This window comes from Sphingomonas sp. CV7422 (assembly GCF_027945725.1).
GTDB lineage: Bacteria > Pseudomonadota > Alphaproteobacteria > Sphingomonadales > Sphingomonadaceae > Sphingomonas > Sphingomonas kyungheensis.
Map to the genome: position 1 here is coordinate 1,762,487 of NZ_CP115900.1, position 18,931 is coordinate 1,781,417.

An 18,931-nucleotide genomic window follows, 5' to 3' on the forward strand; every position below is an offset into this window, starting at 1 on the left:
CGCGAACGTCCGCGTCATCAGCCGGTGTCACATGTTCCTGCGGTAGCAGGAGCCGAGGGTTGCGTGCAATGACTGCTCTTCGCTGTCGCAAGCCCGGGCGCCTGCTTGGGCAGGGGCATCGGCGCGGCATCGGCAGCAATCGCACGTCGCGGCGGCTTATCGATCGCTGCCGATCGCCAGGCGGCGGCTATTCGAGGATGGTCGAGGGAAGGCGGACGGACGCGAGGTTGTGGTAGGCTGGGCGGCCGGCATGTCCTTGCGGCGGACGCCGGTCAGGTCTGGCGGCCCGGCCGGCGTCGGTGCCGCGACCGGCGTCGCGGCGGCGACCGGCGTGGCGGTGAGCAGCACCTGCTGCTTCATGCACTGGCGCTTGTCGGGGCGCGGAGTGCGCGCGCAGTTCCACAGCGTCCGCTCCACCCCGGCCTCGCGATCGCGCAGATAGCTGAACGTCATCGCCGCGACCTGATCGGGGGTGAGCGGCGCGGCGGCCGGCGTCAGCGCCGCGTCGCTCCAGGCGGAGAATTTGCACAGCTTGCGCTCGCCGCACGCCTTGGCGGCGATCGTCGGATAGAGTTCGGGCTGCAGGCCCCAGGGCAGGGTGACGAAGAAGCTGTCGGCATCCCCTGCGGACGGTGCGAACGGCACCGATTCGCCGGGCGTCCCCTCCGCCGCGATCAGGCCGAGCGCCGCCGACGCCTCGAGCAGCGCCGCATCGGCATCGGCGAGCGCCGCGCCGGTCTTGTGCGCATCGGACAGCGGGGCGAGCTGCGCGATCACCGGCTCGCCGGCGGTGACCCGGCGGGTGAAGGCGGCGGGCGTGCCCCACCAGCCGGTCCAGCGGAAGAAGAGGTGGCTGTGCACCGCCGCGACCTTGTCGAGGCTCGCCTGCCAATAGGGCACCACCCAGTCGGTATGGTAATGCGTCGCATAGCCGACCGGGCGATAGACCGCGCCGTTCAGCGCCAGCGTCGCTACGTCGCGCGCGCGCCGCCAGGCGTCGGCGCTCGGGCTCCAGCGGGTCAGCGCGCGGTCGCAGGCGAAGCTGAACTGGCAGCCGGTGGTGCGTTCCTGCCCCTCGAAGATCACGCCGCACACCGTCTTGGGGAAAGCGGGATGGCGCAGGCGGTTGAGCACGACCTGCGCGACCGCGCGCTCGCCCTCGGCATCGTCGCCCGCCTCGTAGAGCACACCGGCGGCAAGGCAGTCGGTGGCGCGGGCGCGATCCTCGCCGCCGCCGGCGAAGCGGAACGGCCGCGCCGCCGGATTGGGCAGGTCGGAGAAGGGGATGCTCGCGTTATACGCCTTGGCGTCGTCGGGCGACAGGTCGATGAAGCGCACCGGCTCGACCGGCGGCAGCTCGGCGGGCGGCACGACGCGACGCTGCGGCACGACCGGAAGGCGCGGCTTGGGGATCGCAGGCGGGTGGGTGACGACGAGCGCGGGCACGGCGACCGCGAGCAGCGCGGTCGTCGTCAGCACCGCGCGCAGCCACAGCGGGCTGCGCGACGTTATGGGCTGGCTCACTGTTCGGGCAGGAAGTCCGGCACCGACAGATACCGCTCGCCGGTATCATAGTTGAAGCCGAGGACGCGGACGCCGTCGGGCAGGTCGGGCAGTTTCTGCAGGATCGCGGCCAGCGTCGCGCCCGACGAGATGCCGACGAGGATGCCCTCCTCGGTCGCCGAGCGGCGCGCCATGTCCTTGGCGACCGCGGCGTCGACCTCGATCACCCCGTCGAGCGCCTGGGTGTGGAGATTGCGCGGGATGAAGCCGGCGCCGATCCCCTGGATCGGGTGCGGTCCCGGCTGGCCGCCGGCGATCACCGGCGAGGCGGCGGGCTCGACCGCGAACACCTTGAGGTCGGGCCATTCCTTCTTCAGCGTCTCGGCGACGCCGGTGATATGGCCGCCGGTGCCGACGCCGGTGATGATGACGTCGATCGGCGAATCACGGAAGTCGTTGAGGATCTCCTGCGCGGTGGTGCGGACATGGACGTCGATGTTGGCGCCATTCTCGAACTGCTGCGGCATCCAGGCGCCGGGCGTCTGGTGGACGAGTTCGAGCGCCCGCTCGATCGCGCCCTTCATGCCCTTTTCGCGCGGCGTCAGGTCGAAGGTCGCGCCATAGGCGAGCATGAGGCGGCGGCGTTCGAGCGACATCGACTCAGGCATCACCAGGATCAGCTTGTAGCCCTTGACCGCGGCGACCATGGCGAGGCCGACGCCGGTGTTGCCGCTGGTCGGCTCGATGATCGTGCCGCCGGGCTTGAGGTCGCCATTGGCCTCCGCCGCCTCGACCATCGCCAGCGCGATACGGTCCTTGATCGACCCGCCGGGGTTGGAGCGTTCGGATTTGATCCAGACTTCGGAATCAGGGAACAGCTTGGCGACGCGGATGTGCGGCGTGTTGCCGATCGTGTCCAGGATGGTGTTGGCCTTCATGGCTTGGCTTCTCCGTGGCTAGGTTCGGTCTGTAACATGTCGGGCGGGTCGAAGGTCCGCGCGCGGCGCAACTCGGGGAACAGGCGCGCCCACAGCAGGGTGACGATGATCGCGGCGACGCCGCCGAAGGCGACCGCGCCGACCGGGCCGAGCAGCGACGCCATCAGCCCGCTCTCCGCCTCGCCGAGTTCGTTGCTCGCCGAGATGGTGAGCTGCGACACCGCGCTCACCCGGCCGCGCATCGCATCGGGCGTGTGGAGCTGGATCAGCGACTGGCGGACGTAGACCGACACCATGTCGGCGCCGCCCGCGACGATCAGCGCGGCGAGGCTCAGCGGGAAATAGCGCGACAGGCCGAAGGTCAGCACCGCGACCGCGAAGACGACGCTGGCGATCAGCATCTTGACGCCGACGTTGCTGTTCATCGGCCGGAACGAGAACCAGATCGAGGTGGTCACCGCGCCGATCCCCATCCCCGCGGCGAGAATGCCGAGGCCGTGCGCGCCGACGTGGAGGATGTCGCGCGCGTAGATCGGCAGCAGCGCGGTGGCGCCGGCGAGCAGCACGACGAACAGGTCGAGCGTGATCGCGGCGAGCACCAGCCGGTTCTGCCGGACGTAGCTGAACCCGTCGAGGATGCGGGCGAGCGGCCGCCGGTCCTTCTGCGCGGCAGGTTGCGGCACCGGCCGGATCGTCATCATCGTCGCCACCGCGAGCGTGAACAAAGCGGTGATCGTCGCATAGGCGACATGCGGGTGGATGGCGTAGAGGATGCCGCCGACGCTCGGCCCGACGATCGCGCCCAATTGCCACGCGGTCGACGAGATGGCGATCGCGGTCGGCAGGCTCTCGCGCGGCACCAGATTGGGGGCGAGCGCCGAATAGGCCGGGCCGGAAAAGGCGCGGGCGACGCCGACCAGCACCGCCGCGACGAACAGCGCCGGCAGCGTCAGCGTGCCGAGATAGGTCAACACGCCGATCATCGCCGCGACCAGCGCCAGCAGCGCGGTGGTCGTCCGGACGATCCAGCGCCGGTCGACCGCATCGGCGACGAGCCCGGTGATCGGGGTGAGCAGGAACAGCGGCACGAACTGCGCCGCGCCGATCATCCCGAGCAGGAACGCCGCCTGGCGCACGTCCATCGTCTCGCGGGCGAGGCCATAGACCTGCCAGCCGATGACGATCGCCAGCGCGGTCTGCGCGACGGTGCCCGACAGGCGGGACAGCCAATAGGCGCGGAAGTTGGCGATGCGGAAGGGGTGGGTGGCCATGTGGCGCGCAGCTTTGCCGCGTGCCGCCGCCGAGGGCAACACAGATGCGCGTGCCGGCGGCTAAGTCGCGGACGCGCCCGGATGCGTCCGCTTGGCACGGCTGCGGGCGGCTCGCTATAGGCGGACCATGTCCGACCCGCGCGAAACCAATCTCGTCCTCGATCCCAAATATGATGCCGCCGGCCTCGTCACCGCCGTGGTCACCGACCGGGGCGGCGCGCTGCTGATGGTCGCGCATATGAATGCGGAGGCGCTCGCCGCGACCCAGGCGAGCGGCGAGGCGACCTTCTGGTCGCGCAGCCGCGCGCGGCTGTGGAAGAAGGGCGAGACGTCCGGCAACGTGCTGCGCGTCGTCGAGATGCGGATCGACTGCGATCAGGATGCGCTGTGGATCATCGCCGATCCGGCCGGCCCCGCCTGCCACACCGGGGCGACGAGCTGTTTCTATCGCCGCATCGTCGGCGACGGCTTGCAGCCGGTCGCATGACGCGGGCGGTCGCGGCGCTGGCGCTCGCCGCGCTGCTCGCCGGCTGCGGATCGCCCACGCCGACGGTGACGGATACGCCGGGCAGCCGGCTCGAACGCGCCGCGCTGCGCGCCGGGCTCGTCGCCGATCCGGCGAGCGGCGATCCGGTCGGGTCCTGGGCGGCGGAGACCGATCGCCTGTGCATCGTCCCGCAGGACGGCGGCGCGCTGCGCATCGGCGCGGTGATCGACTATGGCGAGGGGCAGGGCTGCGCCGCCGCCGGCGTGGCACGCCGCCGCGGCAGCGATCTGGCGATCGCCTTCGGGCCGTGCCGCTTCGACGCGCGGTTCGAGGGCGACCGCATCGTCTTCCCCGCCGCTCTGCCCGCCGGCTGCGACCGATATTGCACCGGCCGCGCGACGCTCGACGCGCTGACGGTCGAGCGGCTCAGCGCGTCGCGTGCCGAGGCGGCGACGCTGCGCACACCGTCCGGAAAGCGGCTGTGCACCATGGGAGAGTAGGTTGACGTTGACGTAAACGTGACGTAACGTCCGGCCATGGCCTCGTCACCTGCTTATGCCGTGATCGAACATCGCCACGATCGCGATCATTTCACCATTTCCGATCTCTGCGAGGAATTCGGCGTCACCGCGCGCGCGTTGCGCTTCTATGAGGACGAGGGGCTGATCGGCCCCGAACGCCGCGGCACGCAGCGTATCTATTCGCATCGCGACCGGGCCCGGCTCGCCTGGATCCTGCGCGGCAAGCGCGTCGGCTTCAGCCTGGGCGAGATCCGCGAAATGATCGACCTCTACGATCTGGGTGACGGTCGCCGTCTCCAGCGGCAGGTCTCGATCGACCGCTGCCGCGCGCGCATCGATCTGCTCGAACGGCAGAAGCAGGACATCGATGCCGCCATCGCCGAGCTCACCGAATTCGTGGCGGTCGTCGAGGCCGTCCATATCGCCGACACACAAGGATAATCGGATGCCCCAATATACGCCCCCCGTCCGCGACACGCGCTTCATCCTCGATCACGTCGTCGGCTTGCAGAACTATGCCAACCTGCCCGGCTTCGACGCCGCGACCCCCGACGTGGTCGAGGCGGTGCTGGAGGAGGGCGGCCGCTTCGTCGCCGAGGTGCTGTTCCCGCTCAACCAGTCGGGCGATCAGGAAGGCTGCACCCGGCACGAGGACGGCAGCGTCACCACGCCCAAGGGCTTCAAGGACGCCTATGCCCGCTATGTCGAGAGCGGCTGGGCGACGCTGGGCAATGCGCCCGAATATGGCGGGCAGGGCATGCCGCACGTCGTCTCGATCGCCTTCCAGGAATATATGATTTCCTCGAACATGGCCTTCGCCATGTATCCCGGCCTGACCCATGGCGCGATCGCCGCGCTGATCGCCAAGGGCAGCCCCGAGCAGCAGGCGATGTACGTGCCCAAGATGGTGTCGGGCGAATGGGGCGGGACGATGAACCTGACCGAGCCGCAATGCGGCACCGACCTCGGCCTGATCCGCACCAAGGCGGAGCCGCAGGCGGACGGCTCATACAAGATCACCGGCACCAAGATCTTCATCTCGGCCGGCGAGCACGACCTCACCGACAATATCATCCACCTCGTGCTGGCCAAGACCCCCGGCGCGCCGGACAGTTCGAAGGGGATCAGCCTGTTCGTCGTGCCCAAGGTGATGGTCAACGACGACGGCAGCCTCGGCGAACGCAATGCGGTGACCTGCGGCTCGATCGAGCACAAGATGGGCATCCACGCCAATTCGACCTGCGTGATGAACTATGACGGCGCGACCGGCTGGCTGGTCGGCGAGGAGATGAAGGGCCTCGCCGCGATGTTCATCATGATGAACGCGGCGCGGCTCGGCGTCGGCCTGCAGGGGCTCGGCATCGCCGAGGTCGCCTATCAGAATGCGGTGCAATATGCCGGCGACCGCCGCCAGGGCCGCGCGCTGACCGGCCCCAAGCAGCCGGAGGAGAAGGCGGACACGCTGTTCGTCCATCCCGACATCCGCCGCATGCTGATGGAGGCCAAGGCGTGGACCGAAGGGCTGCGCGCATTGTGCCTGTGGGGCGCGTTGCAGGTCGACCTGGAGCATAACGGCGCGGACGAGGGGGAGCGGCAGCTGGCGGGCGATCTGATCGGCCTGCTCACACCGGTGATCAAGGGCGTCGGCACCGACAAGGGCTATGAGATCGCGACCAATGCACAGCAGGTCTATGGCGGTCACGGCTACATCGCCGAATGGGGCATGGAGCAATATGTCCGCGATGCCCGGATCGCGATGATCTACGAAGGCACCAACGGCGTGCAGGCGATGGATCTCGTCGGTCGCAAGCTGGCGCTCAACGGCGGTCGGGCGGTGCAGGCGTTGTTCCGCATCGTCGCCGAGGAAGCCGGCGCGGCGGAAGGCGACGAGGCGACCGCGGCGATCGCCGGTGCGCTCAAGAAGGCGCTCGGCGAACTGCAGGCGGCGACGATGTGGTTCATGGCCAATGGCATGAAGAACCCCGAACATGTCGGTGCCGGCGCGGTGCCGTACATGCATCTGATGGGGATCGTCGCGACCGGGCTGATGTGGCTGCGCATGGCCAAGGCGGCCGCCGGGCTCAAGGCGGCGGGCGAGGGCGATGCCGCCTTCCTCGACGCCAAGCTGGTCACCGCGCGCTTCTTCGCCGAGCGGATCGTGCCCGATGCCGGGGCGCTGCGTCGCAAGATCGAGGGCGGGGCGGACAGCCTGATGGCGCTGCCACCCGAGATGTTCCGCGCGGCCTGATCGTCCGACCGGTCGGGTCGCCCGCAGCGACCCGACCGCGTTGCTGCAACCCGGACTTGCCGCGCGACAAGGCAAGCTGCTTTGCCAAGCCGGCGCCGCCTCGCCGAAATGCCTTTCCCCAGTGAGGACAAGGCTGTGGCTGACCCGCTTTCCGACGTAATGCCGATCGCATTTCCGCAGCAGCTCGACCGCGTCGTCGACGGCCTGCGCGAGGCGCGGGTCGCCTGGCGCGCCGCGCATCCCAACAAGGCCGAGCAGGGCAGCCGCTTTCCGTCGCGGCAGGCGCTGAAGCGGATCGCCGGCGAACTCGGCACCGCGCTGTTCCCGCTGCGCCTCGGCCCGTTGGAACTGACCGCCGCCAACGAGAATGCCTTCATTGCCGCCTCGCTCGAATCGACCCTGTCGCAGCTCGCCGCGCAGATCGATCTCGAGCTGCGCTATCGGAGCGACGGTGACTCGACCGCCACCGCCGCGACGAGCGAGCGGCTGACCGGCGCATTTGCCGCGGGCCTGCCGGCGCTGCGCCGGTTGCTCGATAGCGATGTCGAGGCCGCCTATGACGCCGACCCGGCGGCGCGCAGCGTCGACGAGGTGCTGCTCGCCTATCCCTCGTTCACCGCGATCATCCATCATCGCATCGCGCATCTGCTCTACCGGCTCGGCGCGCCGCTCGTCGCGCGCTTGATCGCCGAGATCGCGCATGCCGGCACCGGCATCGACATCCATCCCGCCGCGACGATCGGCCGGCGCTTCTTCATCGATCACGGCACCGGCGTGGTGATCGGCGAAACCAGCGTGATCGGCGATCGCGTCCGGCTGTACCAGGGCGTGACGCTGGGCGGCGATCCCGATCTGTTCGGCGACAAGGCGGGCACGCCGCGGCATCCGGTGGTCGCCGACGATGTCGTCATCCACGCCAATGCGACGATCGTCGGCCGCGTCACGATCGGGGCGCGGGCGCGGATCGGCGGCGGCGTGTGGCTGCGCCGGGACGTTCCCGCTGACACCGCGGTCGAGGCGCCGCCGCCCGTCTTCCACGCCTTGCCCGGTGTGCCGTGACGCCGCTTGCGCTGCGCCGGCAACCATGACTAGGCTGCTGATATGACGGAAAATGCAGCGACCCACCGGCTCGGCGAAGCGCTCAACCACCTGCACGCCTTCGCGGCGACCTTCGCCAGCGGCGACTATGTCGACGAGGCGAGCGCGCTGACCGCCGACGATCTGCGGCTGGTGCTCGACACGCTCGAACGCGTGCATGGCATCGTCAAGGCGCAGCCGGCATCGTGAAGCGCGAGACGACCAGCGATATCGGGGCGATGATCGCCACCGCGCTGTTCCTCGCCGGCTTTGCCGGGATGATCTACGCTTTGGGCGTCAAGATCGACCTGTTCTGATCGGCGCGGCGATGGAGCTGGATGTCCTGATCGTCGGCGCCGGCCTGTCGGGGATCGGGGCCGCCTTCCGGTTGCAGGAGCGCGCTGCGCCGTACCGCTATGCGATCTTCGAGGCGCGTGACGCGATCGGCGGCACCTGGGACCTGTTCCGCTATCCCGGCATCCGCTCCGACTCGGACATGGCGACGCTCGGCTTCCCCTTTCATCCGTGGCGCGGCGGCGACGCGATCGCCGGGGGCGAAGCGATCCGCGACTATATCCGCGAGACGGCCGCGGCCTTCGGCATCGACGCCAAGGTGCGGCTGCGGCATCGGGTGATCGCGGCGGACTGGTCGTCGGCGCAGGCGCGCTGGACGGTGCGCTATACGGCGGACGGTGTCGAGCAGCAGCTTCATTGCCGCTTCCTGTTCCTGTGCGCGGGCTATTACCATTATGCCAGCGCGCATGCGCCGGACTGGCCGGGGCGGGAGGCGTTCGCCGGCCCCGTCATCCACCCGCAATTCTGGCCGGAGGATCTCGAGGTCGCGGGCAGGCGCATCGCGGTGATCGGCTCCGGCGCCACCGCGGTGACGCTGCTGCCCGCGCTGGTCGCGCGCGGCGCCGCGCAAGTGACGATGGTGCAGCGCTCGCCGACCTATATCGTCGCGCAGCCGGCGACCGATGCGCTCGCCGCCCGCCTGCATCGCTGGCTGCCGCGGCGGGTGGCGGCGGCGGCGGTGCGGTGGAAGGCGATCGGTTATGCGGTCGCGACCTACGGCCTGTCGCGGCGCTGGCCGGGCCTGCTCAAGCGCCAGATCGCGGCGAGGCAGCGCCGGTTGCTCGGTGACGCATTCGATATCGCGACGCACCTGACGCCGCGCTACGATCCCTGGGACCAGCGGCTTTGTCTTGCGCCGGACGGTGATCTGTTCGCGGTTTTGCGCGACGGGCGCGCGGCGATCGTCACCGACACGATCGAGTCGCTGCGGCCGGACGGCTTGGCCTTCACCTCCGGCAGGACGCTTGCCGCCGATATCCTGGTCACCGCGACCGGGCTCAACCTCCAGGTGATGGGCGGCGCCCGGCTCAGCGTCGACGGCGTCGCGGTCGAGCCGGGCGAGCGACTGATGTACCGCGGCGCGATGCTCGCCGGCGTGCCCAATCTCGCCTTTGCGGTCGGATATACCAACGCCTCGTGGACGCTGCGCAGCGACCTCACCGCGCGCTTCGTCCGCCGGCTGCTCGACCATATGACGGCGCGCGGGCTGGCCAGCGCCGTGCCCGTGCCCGCCGACACCGAGGCACCGGACACGCCGATTCTCGATCTCAGCTCGGGCTATATCCAGCGGTCCGCGCATCTGCTGCCGCGGCAGGGCAGGCGCGCCCCGTGGCGCGTCCATCAGAATTATCTGCGCGACCTGTGGTCGTTCCGCACCGGTCGGATCGACGACGGCGTGCTGCGGTTCACGCCGGCGGCAGATAAAGCCGGGTAACGCGTCCCGGATCGGACGGACCTATGTCGCGCTGCCGTTGACCGGACGGGCGGTACGGCATTCCGCCTCGGCCTTCCTGCGCCATGTCCCGGTCCTCGTCGCCCTGCTTCTGATCGCCTTCCGTCGCCGCGCGCGTCGCCGTGCAGCGATCGGTCGCGCCGCCCTTGGCGAAGGCGAGGTCATGTGTCTCCCGCCTGTGTCGCCGGGCTCGAGCATCCGGCCAGCATCACGCCAAGTCCAAGGCCAGGCCATCGCCTCCCGAACGCCCTGTATCGATCAGACGCCCGACCCGTGACGCAGCGACCGCCGCGTTCGGCGCCGTCATCGCGCCTACGAGCCTCGACGCGCCGGAGACGGTCCCGGAGATTATCGGATGAGGGAGGAGCCACCCGTCCCCTTTTCTGACAGGCAGTCTCGTCGCACGTCAGCCGGCCGGCGAGATGACCGCGCGCGGGACGAGCCGCGCGATCTGAGATCGGTCATGCGTCCTTCCCGCCTAATTCTGGAAGGGCTGGATCTTGTTGTTGCCACGCCGCACCAGGGCATTGTTGGTGTCGTCGCCTTGCTTTTCGAGAACGGCCGCCCATTCGGATCGGCTATGGCATATGCGCCGGGGCAATATGCTGCCCGTGCTTTGATCCTGCCGACAGACTTTCCTGTTCCGGTTGTTCTCGTGGTCGGCGGCGGGTGTGGTTTGGGCAGCAAAGACCATGGCGATGGCAGCCGTCAGCGCTTGAGCGATCATGATGTCCTCCCTGCTGATGAGAGGCTAGATCGGATCGATGGGTAAGCCACGCTGACTCTGATCCATCCCGTTTGTGACGCGATCGCTGGGGCGGGGATGCTGAAGGTCTCATAGGGAGAAGTGGTTGGTGATGCATGCTGACGAACTGAAGGCGATACGCAAGGCGGCCGGGTTATCCCAGGCCGCACTCGGCGAAGCGATCGGCATGGCGCGCGAGGCGGTCGGCGCGATGGAGCGGGGTACGGCGCCGATCGAGACCCGCACCGAGCTGGCGGTGCGCTATGTCACGATGCGCCCGCCCGCCGCCGCAGCCAATGATGACGCGGGGGCCGCGGGGGCCGGGGATCGCGCGCTGGTGTCGCTTGCCGAGGCGCTCCGCCCCCTGCTCGGCGAATGGTTCGCGCCGCGGTCATCGTGACGGCGAGGGGCGCTGCGGCGGTCGGAGTGAATGCGTTGGTGGGCCCGGCAGGACTCGAACCCGCAACCTAGCCGTTATGAGCGGCCAGCTCTAACCATTGAGCTACAGGCCCCACCGCTGCGCAGCGCTAGCGCAACCGCCGGCAAAGCAAAAGTGCCGCGGGCGCGGCGCGCAGCAAAAAGGGCGCCCCGTTGCGGGAGCGCCCTTCGAGATCGTGCGACAGCATGATCGGGGCGTCGGCAGATCGCCGACGCCGGCCGATTACATGTTGTCGGCCTTGGCCTCGGCTGCGTCACGGACGTTGTCCGCGGCGGCGTTGGTGTTGTCGGCAACGTTCTCGAGCGCGGCGGCAGCGGCGGCGTTCGAGGTGTTGTCGGCAAGCGCGTCGATGTTGTCGGCCTGCGCTTCCATGTTGTCGGCGAGCATGTCCCCGTTGTTCTCAACGGCGGCCGCTTCAGGCGACTTGTGGCAGGCTGCGACGGACATCAGGCCGGCGGCAGCGAGAACGAAAGCGATCTTCTTCATTCGGTTGCTCCCAAGCAAAGCAAAGCAAAAATCGCGGCCGGCCCGATCGCCGTCGCGAGACAGCCCAAATACCGCACGACTCCCCCCGGTCAATCGGGAAATTCATCCGGCCGAAAGGTTCCGCCGCATCAGCAACTCAGCGTCGCGGCGTCACCGGACCGATCTCCTCGGGGGCGTTGGCGACCACCGCGAGCATCGTCGTCCAGGCGGCGACGTTCTGGCGGAGCTGCTCCGGATCGATCCGGTCGAGCGTGTCGTCGGGCGTGTGATGCGTGTCGAAATAGCGGCTTCCGTCCTGGTTGAGGTCGATCGCCGCGACCCTGAGCGCGAGCGTCGGACCGACGTCGGTGCCGTCGCCGCCGAGGCCGGACCCCCGGCCGATGCCGAGCGGCGCGAGCGCGGTCTGCAGGCGATCGGCGACCGGCTTGGCGCTGTCGGGCAGATTGACCTCGAACCGCCAGATGCGATCGGCGCCGAAATCGCTTTCACCGGCGGTGGCGTGGCGTTCGCCGCCATGGACGCGGGCATAGTCCTTGCCGCCATAGCCGCCCGGCTCCTCCGCGCCGAACCAGACGACGCGGATCGTGCGGCGCGGCCGCGGTCCGTCGAGCAGCCGCTTGGCGGCGGCGGTGGTGATCGCGACGCCGCTGGCATCGTCGATCGCGCCCGTGCCGAGGTCCCAGCTGTCGAGATGCCCGCCGACCAGCACGACGCCGGCCTTGGGATCGCTGCCGGGGACTTCGGCGATGACGTTGCCCGAGGTGCCGGTGCCGGCGAAGCGCGGCGTCAGTACGAGCTTCAGCGAGATCGGCTTGCCGCGGTCGGCGATCCGTTCGAGCAGTTCGGCATCGCTGACCGACAGCGCCGCCGCCGGGATCGGCGCGACGCCGGCGGGGAAATCGGTGACGCCGGTGTGCGGATTGCGGTGGTGATCGGTGCCGATCGACTTGATGACGATCGCCGCGGCGCCCTTGCTCGCGGCGAGGGCCGGGCCGACGAACCGCGCGGGGCCATAGGCGCCGTAGCTCGACCCGTCCTGCGTCGGCTGCATCGCATTGCCGACATAGACGATGCGGCCGCGCACCGCCTCGGCGGGGGCATTGGCGAACTCGCCATAGCTGCGGAACACCACCACCGGCGCGGTGAGGCCGGCGGCGGGGGTGGCGCCCGAATTGCCGAGCGCGACCAGCTTGAGCTGCTGCGGGAAGGGGGCGATCACCTCGGCGCGCTCCTCGCCGCGCAGCCACACCGGCATCTGATAGGTTTCGACGTGCACGTTCTTGAAGCCCAACGCCTTGAGCCGCGCGACGCCCCAGCTGCGCGCCCGCGCCTCGGCCTCGGTCGCCGCGAGCCGCTGGCCGACCTCGGTGGTCAGGCCCTCGACGATGTCATAGGCGAGGTCGTCCTTGAGCGCCGCATCGCGCAGCGCCGCGACCTTGGCGTCGACCGGGGCGGGAGTCGGCGGCGCCTGGCGCTGCGCCGACAGCGCGGTGGAGGAGGCGAGGGCCAGCAAGGCCAATGCGATGCGCGTCATTCGTGGAATATCCCCTGTCCAATCAATGCGCCCCGGGTGTGGGCGAAGCCGCGGGCAAGCACAAGCGGCGGACCGCGGCGGCATTTGCACGCGCGTCGCCGGATCGCTACATGCCACCTACGAATTTCCCGTACCTTCGATCAGGAGCCGTCGGCACATGGCCGTCCAGTATACCTACGTCATGAAGGGTCTGACCAAGACCTTCCCCGGCGCGAACAAGCCCGTCCTCAACAACATCCACCTGCAGTTCATCCCGTCGGCGAAGATCGCGATCATCGGCCCCAACGGCGCGGGCAAATCGACGCTGATGAAGATCATGGCGGGGATGGACCCCGATTTCACCGGCGAGGCCTGGGCGGCGGAGGGCGTGCGCGTCGGCTATCTGGCGCAGGAGCCGCAGCTCGATCCGAGCAAGGACGTGATGGGCAACGTCAAGGATGGCGTGCGGCCGGTCGCCGATCTGGTCGATCGCTTCAACGCCATTTCGGCGGAGATGGGCGATCCCAAGGACGATACCGATTTCGACGCGCTGATGGAGGAGATGGGCGATCTCCAGGCCAAGATCGACGCGGTCGACGGCTGGTCGCTCGACAGCCAGCTCGAACAGGCGATGGAGGCGTTGCGCTGCCCGCCCGGCGACGCCGACGTCAGCCGCCTGTCGGGCGGTGAGAAGCGCCGCGTCGCCCTGTGCAAGCTGCTGCTCGAAAAGCCCGACATCCTGCTGCTCGACGAGCCGACCAACCACCTCGACGCCGAAAGCGTGTCGTGGCTGGAAAATTACCTCAAGGAATATACCGGCAACGTCATCCTGGTGACGCACGATCGCTACTTCCTCGACAATGTCGTCAACTGGGTGCTCGAGCTCGATCGCGGCCGCTATTACACCTATGAGAGCAACTATTCGGGCTATCTCGAAAAGAAGGCGAAGCGGCTCGAGCAGGAGGAGCGCGAGGAAGCCGGCAAGCAGAAGGCGATCGCCGACGAGCTCGCCTGGATGCGCCAGACTCCCAAGGCGCGCCAGACCAAGTCGAAGGCGCGTATCCGTGCGTTCGAGGAGCTCATGGAGAAGCAGGAGAATCGCGTCGCCGGCAAGGCGCAGATCCTCATCCAGATCCCCGAGCGGCTCGGCGGCAAGGTGATCGAGGCCAAGGGACTGACCAAGGCCTATGGCGACAAACTGCTGTTCGACAATCTCGACTTCACGCTGCCGCCGGGCGGCATCGTCGGGGTGATCGGCCCCAACGGCGCCGGCAAGTCGACCCTGTTCAAGCTGATCACCGGGCAGGAAACGCCTGACTCCGGATCGATCGAGGTCGGTTCGACGGTCAAGCTCGGCTATGTCGACCAGAGCCGTGACGATCTCGATCCGAACAAGAACGTCTGGCAGGAAATCTCCGACGAGCTGGAGGTCTTCCGCTTCGGCAAGCAGGAACTGGGCACGCGCGCCTATGTCGGCGCGTTCAACTTCCGCGGGCCGGACCAGCAGAAGAAGGTCGGGCAGCTGTCGGGCGGTGAGCGCAACCGCGTCCATATGGCCAAGATGCTCAAAGAGGGCGGCAACGTCCTGCTTCTCGACGAGCCGACCAACGACCTCGACGTCGAGACGCTGCGCGCGCTCGAGGAGGCGCTGGAGACCTTCGCGGGCTGTGCGGTGGTGATCAGCCACGATCGCTTCTTCCTCGATCGTCTCTGCACGCACATCCTCGCCTTCGAAGGCGACAGCCACGTCGAATGGTTCGAGGGCAATTACGAGAGCTACGAGGAAGACAAGCGCCGCCGCCTGGGCGACGCCGCCGACCGGCCGACCCGCCTCGCCTACAAGAAGCTGACGCGCTGATCCGGGAAGGGGCGGCTCGGCGGGCCGCCCCAATCTTTTATAGGCCGGTGGTATCGATCGTCAGGCGAGGGATGGTCAATGCGGTCAGCGGGTCGCCAAAGTTTGATTGCGCTTTGGTCCGGTAACTGGCGCCGGCAGGCTTTGCCATCTGATGGACAGTCTTTCCGGTGACGTCGAATACCCAATATTCGGGAATACCACCCTTGGCGTAAAGCCGCTGTTTGCGACCGAGATCGAGCTGCACGGTCGTATCGGCGATCTCGACGACGAGTGTCACACTCGCTCCGGGAACCGGGCCATCCCCGTAGGCATCCGACGTCAAAATGATGTCCGGGCGGGGGAGGTCGTGATCCGATACGGCAACCGACCCTTCGATGCCGACGAACAGCGTCGACCCTATCGCTTCGAGGGCCCGGCGGAGGCGATAGGCGCACTCGCTCTTGGCCATCATGTGCGGACGATATTCCGCGTTCACGTAGATCAGCTCCCCCCCGATGAGCTCGACCCGGCCATAATCATCGAAGGCCCCGCGCCGATATAAGAGATCGACGTCGGCTATACGAAGCGGCACGCGCTTACGTACCGGAGGAGGCGCCGCGAGCTGTCCCATCGACTCCGAATATAGAGCATCCGAAGCGCGGCCGCTACCGCACCCGCTTGACGAAGATCCGCCCGTCCTCGCGGCGTTCGGTCTGGAAATTGGGCACCGCCTGGATCAGGTCGGACAGGCGCTGGTAGCCGTAATTGCGCGCATCGAAGCTCGACCGGTTGCCGGCGAGCTGGCCCATCGCCGACAGGCTGACATAGCCCTTCTCGTCGCGCTTCACGGACTGATAGGCGTCGATCAGCAGGGCGATCAGCTCGGGGTCGATCGGCTTCTTCGCCTTGGGCGCGGCGATCGACGGCGGCAGCGATTCGCCAATCGGCACGTCGACGCTCGCCGGCTTGGCGGGGGTGGCGGTCGCCTCGGCCTTGGCGTCGCTGACCAGTGCGTTGACGTCGATGAAACGGGTGCACGCCTGTTTGAACGCCTCGGGCGTCTTGGCGTTGCCGAAGCCGTAGACGGGGATGCCGTCCTGGCGGATGCGCATCGCCAGCGGCATGAAGTCGCTGTCCGACGACATGATGCCGAAGCCGCCGATGCGACCGCGGAACAGCAGATCCATCGCGTCGATCGTCATCTTCATGTCGGTGGCGTTCTTGCCCTTGGTCAGGTCGAACTGCTGCTGCGGCTCGATGCCGTGCTTGACCGTCATGTCGCGCCAGCCCTTCAGCGCGGGCTTGGACCAATTGCCGTAGACGCGGCGGATGTTGACCGTGCCGAGCTCGGCGAGGACGGTCAGCACCGGGTCGATCGCATGCCAGGAGGCATTGTCGGCATCGATCAGCAGGGCGATGTTGCGGGTGTTGTCGTCAGCCATCCGCCCGGCCTAACAGAGGCTTGGCGCCCTCGCCAGTCGCTCGCGCAGCGGCCGCCGTCCGGGGCGTGGCGCTGCTTCGTCACGGATAGGCGATGGCGACGACCTCATATTCCTTCTCGCCCGCCGGCAGCAGCACGCGGCGCAGGTCGCCGACCGTGGCGCCGCGCAGGGCGCGTGCGATCGGCGCGTTCCAGCCGACGCGGCCGGCACCGGCCTCCGCCTCGTCGTCACCGACCAGGGTGAGGACGCGTTCCTTGTCCTCCTCATCGGCGATCGTCACCGTCGCGCCGAACCAGACGCGGCTGCGATCCTCGGCGCGGGCCGGATCGACGACCTTCGCCGCCTTCATCCGCTTCGCCAGCCAGCCGAGCCGGCGGTCGATCTCGCGCAACCGCTTGCGGCCGTAGATATAGTCGCCATTCTCGGACCGGTCGCCATTGCCCGCCGCCCAGGCGATCGTCTCGACCAGCGCCGGCCGTTCGCTGCCGAACAATCGGTCATATTCGGCGCGCAGCACCGCATAGCCCGCCGGGGTGATGTAGTTCGGCCGTTGCTCCATCCCGCTCAGCCCGGACGGCCCTTGCCGAGATACCAGCTGGCATTGGCCGGCCCGCGGCTCTTCGCGCGCGCCGGGTTGATGAGATCGTAGACCACCGCATTCTCGATGACGCGCTGCACGTAATTGCGCGTCTCCTGATAGGGGATCGCTTCGATCCAATCGACCATGTCGACCGCGCCGGTGCGCGGGTCGCCATTGGCGCGCAGCCATTTGTTCACGTTGCCGCCGCCCGCGTTATAGGCGGCAATGGCCAGCGGATAGCTGCCATAGATATTGAAGATCCGCTGGAAATAGCTCGACCCCAGCATGATCGACAGATTGGGGTCGGTGGTCAGCGCGGCGGGGTCGTAGGCGATGCCGATCTTGCCCGATTGTTCGCGCGCGGTGGCGGGCATCAGCTGCATCAGTCCGCGCGCGCCGGCATGGCTGACCGCGGTCTTGTCGAACTGACTCTCCTGCCGCGCGATGGCGTGGATCAGCGTCCAATTGTCCTCGTAGCCCGCCGGCACCGCGACGGTCGGGAAGCCGGTCGCCGAATAATCGGTGAGGCCGTTCTGCATCGCACTGCGCCCGACCAGCACGCCAAGATCGGGGCGACCGATCTGGGTGGCGAGCTCGGCGGCGAGCAGGTGGTCACTGGCACTGGTCGCGTCGGCGGCGATCTGACGGATGAAGGCGGTCTGGTCCTGCCACTGGCCGATCTGGCCGAGGAACCGCGCGGCGCGCACCGTCTCACGATTGGCGAAGGCCTGCCGGACCTCGGGCGCGATCGCCGGCGTGCCGATCGCGGGCGGCGCGACCAGCGGCTTGCCGGTGCGCTCGAGCGCGAGCTGCCCGTAGAATTGGTCGCGATAGGCGCCGGCCTCGGCGAAATAGGCGGTCGCCTCCGCGCTCTTGCCGGCAGCCTCGGCGGCGCGGCCGGCCCAGTAGAAGCCCTTGGCGCGCGTCTGCGGCGCCTGGCTGCCGCGGCCATAGCGTTCGAACATCACCATCGCATCCGCCGGGCGGCGCAGCTGCTTCATCGCGGTCTGCCCGGCGAGCCAGACGAGGCTCGTATAATCGTCGCGCTCGCCATAGGGCTTGGCCGAGACGTCGGTGCCGGCGGGATAGGCATCGTCGACCTGCCGCGCGATGTCATAGGCGAGCTGGTACTGGCCGTCCGCCGCGGCGGCGCGGGCGTTGGTCAGCAGCACCTCATACCAGGGTTCGACCGCCCCCGGCTGCGACGTGAGCGCGCGCGTCCGGGCCAGCCAGGCGCGCGCGGTCGGCGAGGCGCCCGAGTTGCGCAGCCACACCGCACGATCGGCGATATAGCCGGGATCGCTGGCGAACTGATCCTGCGTCCGCATCGCCAGATCGGCGGCGTTGGCGGCATTGGAGCGGAAGGCGAGCCGTGCCTCGAACACCGGGCGGCGCGCGGCGCTGGTATAGGCGATCTGCCGGGCGGCGACGCCGGTCGCATTCTGCCACAGCAGCGCGTCCATCCGCGCGTCGTGATCGTCCGGGGTCAGCGCGCCGGCGAAGCTCGACAGGATCGTCGCCTCGTCGGTGGCGGACAGGCTGCCCTTGCGCCACGCTGCGCGCGCCGCAACCTGCGCCTCGCTGCCGCGGCCGACCGCCTGCAAGGCGCGCGCCTGCGCGACGAGGCCGGTCGCCGACTGCGGCGGGAAGCGGGTGAAGAAAGCGATGACGCTGGTCGGCGAGGCGTTGACCGCCTGGCGCTCGGCGGCGCGGCGGTTGGCGGTCTGGCTCGGCCAGCCGGGATGCGCCATCAGGAAGCCGGCATAGCTGTCGAACGGCAGCGCGTCGGTCTGCTGGATCGTCTTCCACTGCGCGATGGCTGCGGCGATCGCGCCGTCGGCGGGGGTACGCGGCGCCTGCGGCGACATGTTCGCCATCTGCGTGCGATAGCGTTCGAGCGCGTCGCTGGTCGGACTGCCGGTAGTCGGATTGCCGGTCGCCGGCTGCTGTTGTACGGGCGCGCCGGTCACCCCGGCGAAAGCGGCAAGAAGGATCGTAAGCGGCAGATTGGCTGGGTGCATGTGGACATCATAGGGC

General features: G+C 68.7%; 19 protein-coding genes and 1 tRNA gene. 9 read left to right on the forward strand and 11 right to left on the reverse strand.

What is annotated here, in order from left to right; all coding sequences use genetic code 11:
* Positions 1-156: 156 nt before the first annotated feature.
* From PBN85_RS08615 to PBN85_RS08625, 3 genes are read right to left on the reverse strand one after another with little or no spacing between them, the layout of a single operon-like run.
* Positions 157-1,524, reverse strand: coding sequence for a cell wall hydrolase (locus tag PBN85_RS08615; protein ID WP_271300771.1), 1,368 nt, complete (start codon positions 1,522-1,524; stop codon positions 157-159).
* Positions 1,521-2,441 (reverse strand): cysteine synthase A, encoded by a 921-nt coding sequence (gene cysK, locus PBN85_RS08620; protein ID WP_037531206.1) that lies wholly within the window; start codon positions 2,439-2,441, stop codon positions 1,521-1,523. The genes PBN85_RS08615 and cysK overlap by 4 nt, the downstream gene beginning before the upstream one ends.
* Entirely contained in the window at positions 2,438-3,712 is a 1,275-nt protein-coding gene (locus tag PBN85_RS08625) for an MFS transporter (RefSeq protein ID WP_037531204.1), read from the reverse strand. Before PBN85_RS08625 ends, cysK begins: the two co-directional genes overlap by 4 nt.
* Before the next feature lie 127 nt (positions 3,713-3,839).
* On the opposite strand from PBN85_RS08625, the gene hisI reads away from it, so the two are divergent.
* From hisI to PBN85_RS08660, 7 genes are all read left to right on the forward strand, one after another.
* Complete coding sequence (hisI, locus tag PBN85_RS08630; protein ID WP_271300772.1) at positions 3,840-4,199, forward strand: phosphoribosyl-AMP cyclohydrolase; 360 nt, start codon at positions 3,840-3,842, stop codon at positions 4,197-4,199.
* A complete protein-coding gene (locus PBN85_RS08635; protein WP_037531200.1) occupies positions 4,196-4,699 on the forward strand; it encodes a hypothetical protein in 504 nt (167 codons plus the stop codon). Before hisI ends, PBN85_RS08635 begins: the two co-directional genes overlap by 4 nt.
* Before the next feature lie 36 nt (positions 4,700-4,735).
* Positions 4,736-5,161: a MerR family transcriptional regulator gene (locus PBN85_RS08640; RefSeq protein WP_037531199.1), complete on the forward strand. Its 426-nt coding sequence runs from the start codon at positions 4,736-4,738 to the stop codon at positions 5,159-5,161.
* Between the two features lie 4 nt (positions 5,162-5,165).
* Positions 5,166-6,968 (forward strand): acyl-CoA dehydrogenase C-terminal domain-containing protein, encoded by a 1,803-nt coding sequence (locus PBN85_RS08645; protein WP_271300773.1) that lies wholly within the window; start codon positions 5,166-5,168, stop codon positions 6,966-6,968.
* Positions 6,969-7,103: 135 nt separating this feature from the next.
* Positions 7,104-8,027 carry a serine O-acetyltransferase EpsC gene (epsC, locus tag PBN85_RS08650; protein WP_271300774.1) on the forward strand — a complete coding sequence of 308 codons (924 nt, stop codon included), beginning with the start codon at positions 7,104-7,106 and terminating at the stop codon, positions 8,025-8,027.
* 42 nt (positions 8,028-8,069) lie between these two features.
* Positions 8,070-8,255, forward strand: a complete 186-nt coding sequence (locus PBN85_RS08655) for a hypothetical protein (RefSeq protein ID WP_037531194.1) — start codon at positions 8,070-8,072, stop codon at positions 8,253-8,255.
* Between the two features lie 118 nt (positions 8,256-8,373).
* On the forward strand, positions 8,374-9,834 hold the full coding sequence (locus PBN85_RS08660; protein WP_271300775.1) for a flavin-containing monooxygenase: 1,461 nt from the start codon (positions 8,374-8,376) through the stop codon (positions 9,832-9,834).
* Positions 9,835-10,330: 496 nt separating this feature from the next.
* Here the strand turns inward: PBN85_RS08660 and PBN85_RS08665 are convergent, their stop codons facing one another.
* Positions 10,331-10,579 carry a hypothetical protein gene (locus tag PBN85_RS08665; protein ID WP_271300776.1) on the reverse strand — a complete coding sequence of 83 codons (249 nt, stop codon included), beginning with the start codon at positions 10,577-10,579 and terminating at the stop codon, positions 10,331-10,333.
* Positions 10,580-10,709: 130 nt separating this feature from the next.
* Here PBN85_RS08665 and PBN85_RS08670 point away from each other — a divergent pair, with 130 nt between their 5' ends.
* On the forward strand, positions 10,710-10,997 hold the full coding sequence (locus PBN85_RS08670; protein ID WP_271300864.1) for a helix-turn-helix transcriptional regulator: 288 nt from the start codon (positions 10,710-10,712) through the stop codon (positions 10,995-10,997).
* Positions 10,998-11,033: 36 nt separating this feature from the next.
* On the opposite strand, the gene PBN85_RS08675 is transcribed toward PBN85_RS08670, so the two are convergent.
* The 3 genes from PBN85_RS08675 to PBN85_RS08685 all read right to left on the reverse strand — a co-directional run bounded on the left by PBN85_RS08675 (position 11,034) and on the right by PBN85_RS08685 (position 13,056).
* A tRNA-Ile gene (locus PBN85_RS08675) sits at positions 11,034-11,109 on the reverse strand.
* A 149-nt stretch (positions 11,110-11,258) separates the two neighbouring features.
* Positions 11,259-11,522, reverse strand: coding sequence for a hypothetical protein (locus PBN85_RS08680; protein ID WP_037536734.1), 264 nt, complete (start codon positions 11,520-11,522; stop codon positions 11,259-11,261).
* Positions 11,523-11,658: 136 nt separating this feature from the next.
* Positions 11,659-13,056, reverse strand: a complete 1,398-nt coding sequence (locus tag PBN85_RS08685) for a M28 family peptidase (RefSeq protein WP_271300777.1) — start codon at positions 13,054-13,056, stop codon at positions 11,659-11,661.
* Positions 13,057-13,213: 157 nt separating this feature from the next.
* Here PBN85_RS08685 and ettA point away from each other — a divergent pair, with 157 nt between their 5' ends.
* Complete coding sequence (ettA, locus tag PBN85_RS08690; RefSeq protein WP_037536730.1) at positions 13,214-14,893, forward strand: energy-dependent translational throttle protein EttA; 1,680 nt, start codon at positions 13,214-13,216, stop codon at positions 14,891-14,893.
* Between the two features lie 37 nt (positions 14,894-14,930).
* Here ettA and PBN85_RS08695 read toward each other — a convergent pair whose 3' ends face one another.
* From PBN85_RS08695 to PBN85_RS08710, 4 genes are all read right to left on the reverse strand, one after another.
* Entirely contained in the window at positions 14,931-15,503 is a 573-nt protein-coding gene (locus PBN85_RS08695) for a Uma2 family endonuclease (protein WP_271300778.1), read from the reverse strand.
* Positions 15,504-15,537: 34 nt separating this feature from the next.
* Positions 15,538-16,314 (reverse strand): NYN domain-containing protein, encoded by a 777-nt coding sequence (locus PBN85_RS08700; RefSeq protein WP_037536727.1) that lies wholly within the window; start codon positions 16,312-16,314, stop codon positions 15,538-15,540.
* Positions 16,315-16,393: 79 nt separating this feature from the next.
* Entirely contained in the window at positions 16,394-16,873 is a 480-nt protein-coding gene (locus tag PBN85_RS08705) for a GreA/GreB family elongation factor (protein WP_037536720.1), read from the reverse strand.
* Between the two features lie 5 nt (positions 16,874-16,878).
* Positions 16,879-18,915, reverse strand: a complete 2,037-nt coding sequence (locus tag PBN85_RS08710) for a lytic transglycosylase domain-containing protein (protein WP_271300779.1) — start codon at positions 18,913-18,915, stop codon at positions 16,879-16,881.
* Positions 18,916-18,931: the final 16 nt, after the last annotated feature.

Bases quoted from the DNA above. Each gene is read 5' to 3' on its own strand.
- cysK (WP_037531206.1), bottom strand. From the start codon at position 2,441: ATGAAGGCCAACACCATCCTGGACACGATCGGCAACACGCCGCACATC.
- PBN85_RS08625 (WP_037531204.1), bottom strand. From the start codon at position 3,712: ATGGCCACCCACCCCTTCCGCATCGCCAACTTCCGCGCCTATTGGCTG.
- hisI (WP_271300772.1), top strand. From the start codon at position 3,840: ATGTCCGACCCGCGCGAAACCAATCTCGTCCTCGATCCCAAATATGAT.
- PBN85_RS08635 (WP_037531200.1), top strand. From the start codon at position 4,196: ATGACGCGGGCGGTCGCGGCGCTGGCGCTCGCCGCGCTGCTCGCCGGC.
- PBN85_RS08640 (WP_037531199.1), top strand. From the start codon at position 4,736: ATGGCCTCGTCACCTGCTTATGCCGTGATCGAACATCGCCACGATCGC.
- PBN85_RS08645 (WP_271300773.1), top strand. From the start codon at position 5,166: ATGCCCCAATATACGCCCCCCGTCCGCGACACGCGCTTCATCCTCGAT.
- PBN85_RS08655 (WP_037531194.1), top strand. From the start codon at position 8,070: ATGACGGAAAATGCAGCGACCCACCGGCTCGGCGAAGCGCTCAACCAC.
- PBN85_RS08660 (WP_271300775.1), top strand. From the start codon at position 8,374: ATGGAGCTGGATGTCCTGATCGTCGGCGCCGGCCTGTCGGGGATCGGG.
- PBN85_RS08665 (WP_271300776.1), bottom strand. From the start codon at position 10,579: ATGATCGCTCAAGCGCTGACGGCTGCCATCGCCATGGTCTTTGCTGCC.
- PBN85_RS08670 (WP_271300864.1), top strand. From the start codon at position 10,710: ATGCATGCTGACGAACTGAAGGCGATACGCAAGGCGGCCGGGTTATCC.
- PBN85_RS08680 (WP_037536734.1), bottom strand. From the start codon at position 11,522: ATGAAGAAGATCGCTTTCGTTCTCGCTGCCGCCGGCCTGATGTCCGTC.
- PBN85_RS08685 (WP_271300777.1), bottom strand. From the start codon at position 13,056: ATGACGCGCATCGCATTGGCCTTGCTGGCCCTCGCCTCCTCCACCGCG.
- ettA (WP_037536730.1), top strand. From the start codon at position 13,214: ATGGCCGTCCAGTATACCTACGTCATGAAGGGTCTGACCAAGACCTTC.
- PBN85_RS08695 (WP_271300778.1), bottom strand. From the start codon at position 15,503: ATGGGACAGCTCGCGGCGCCTCCTCCGGTACGTAAGCGCGTGCCGCTT.
- PBN85_RS08700 (WP_037536727.1), bottom strand. From the start codon at position 16,314: ATGGCTGACGACAACACCCGCAACATCGCCCTGCTGATCGATGCCGAC.
- PBN85_RS08705 (WP_037536720.1), bottom strand. From the start codon at position 16,873: ATGGAGCAACGGCCGAACTACATCACCCCGGCGGGCTATGCGGTGCTG.
- PBN85_RS08710 (WP_271300779.1), bottom strand. From the start codon at position 18,915: ATGCACCCAGCCAATCTGCCGCTTACGATCCTTCTTGCCGCTTTCGCC.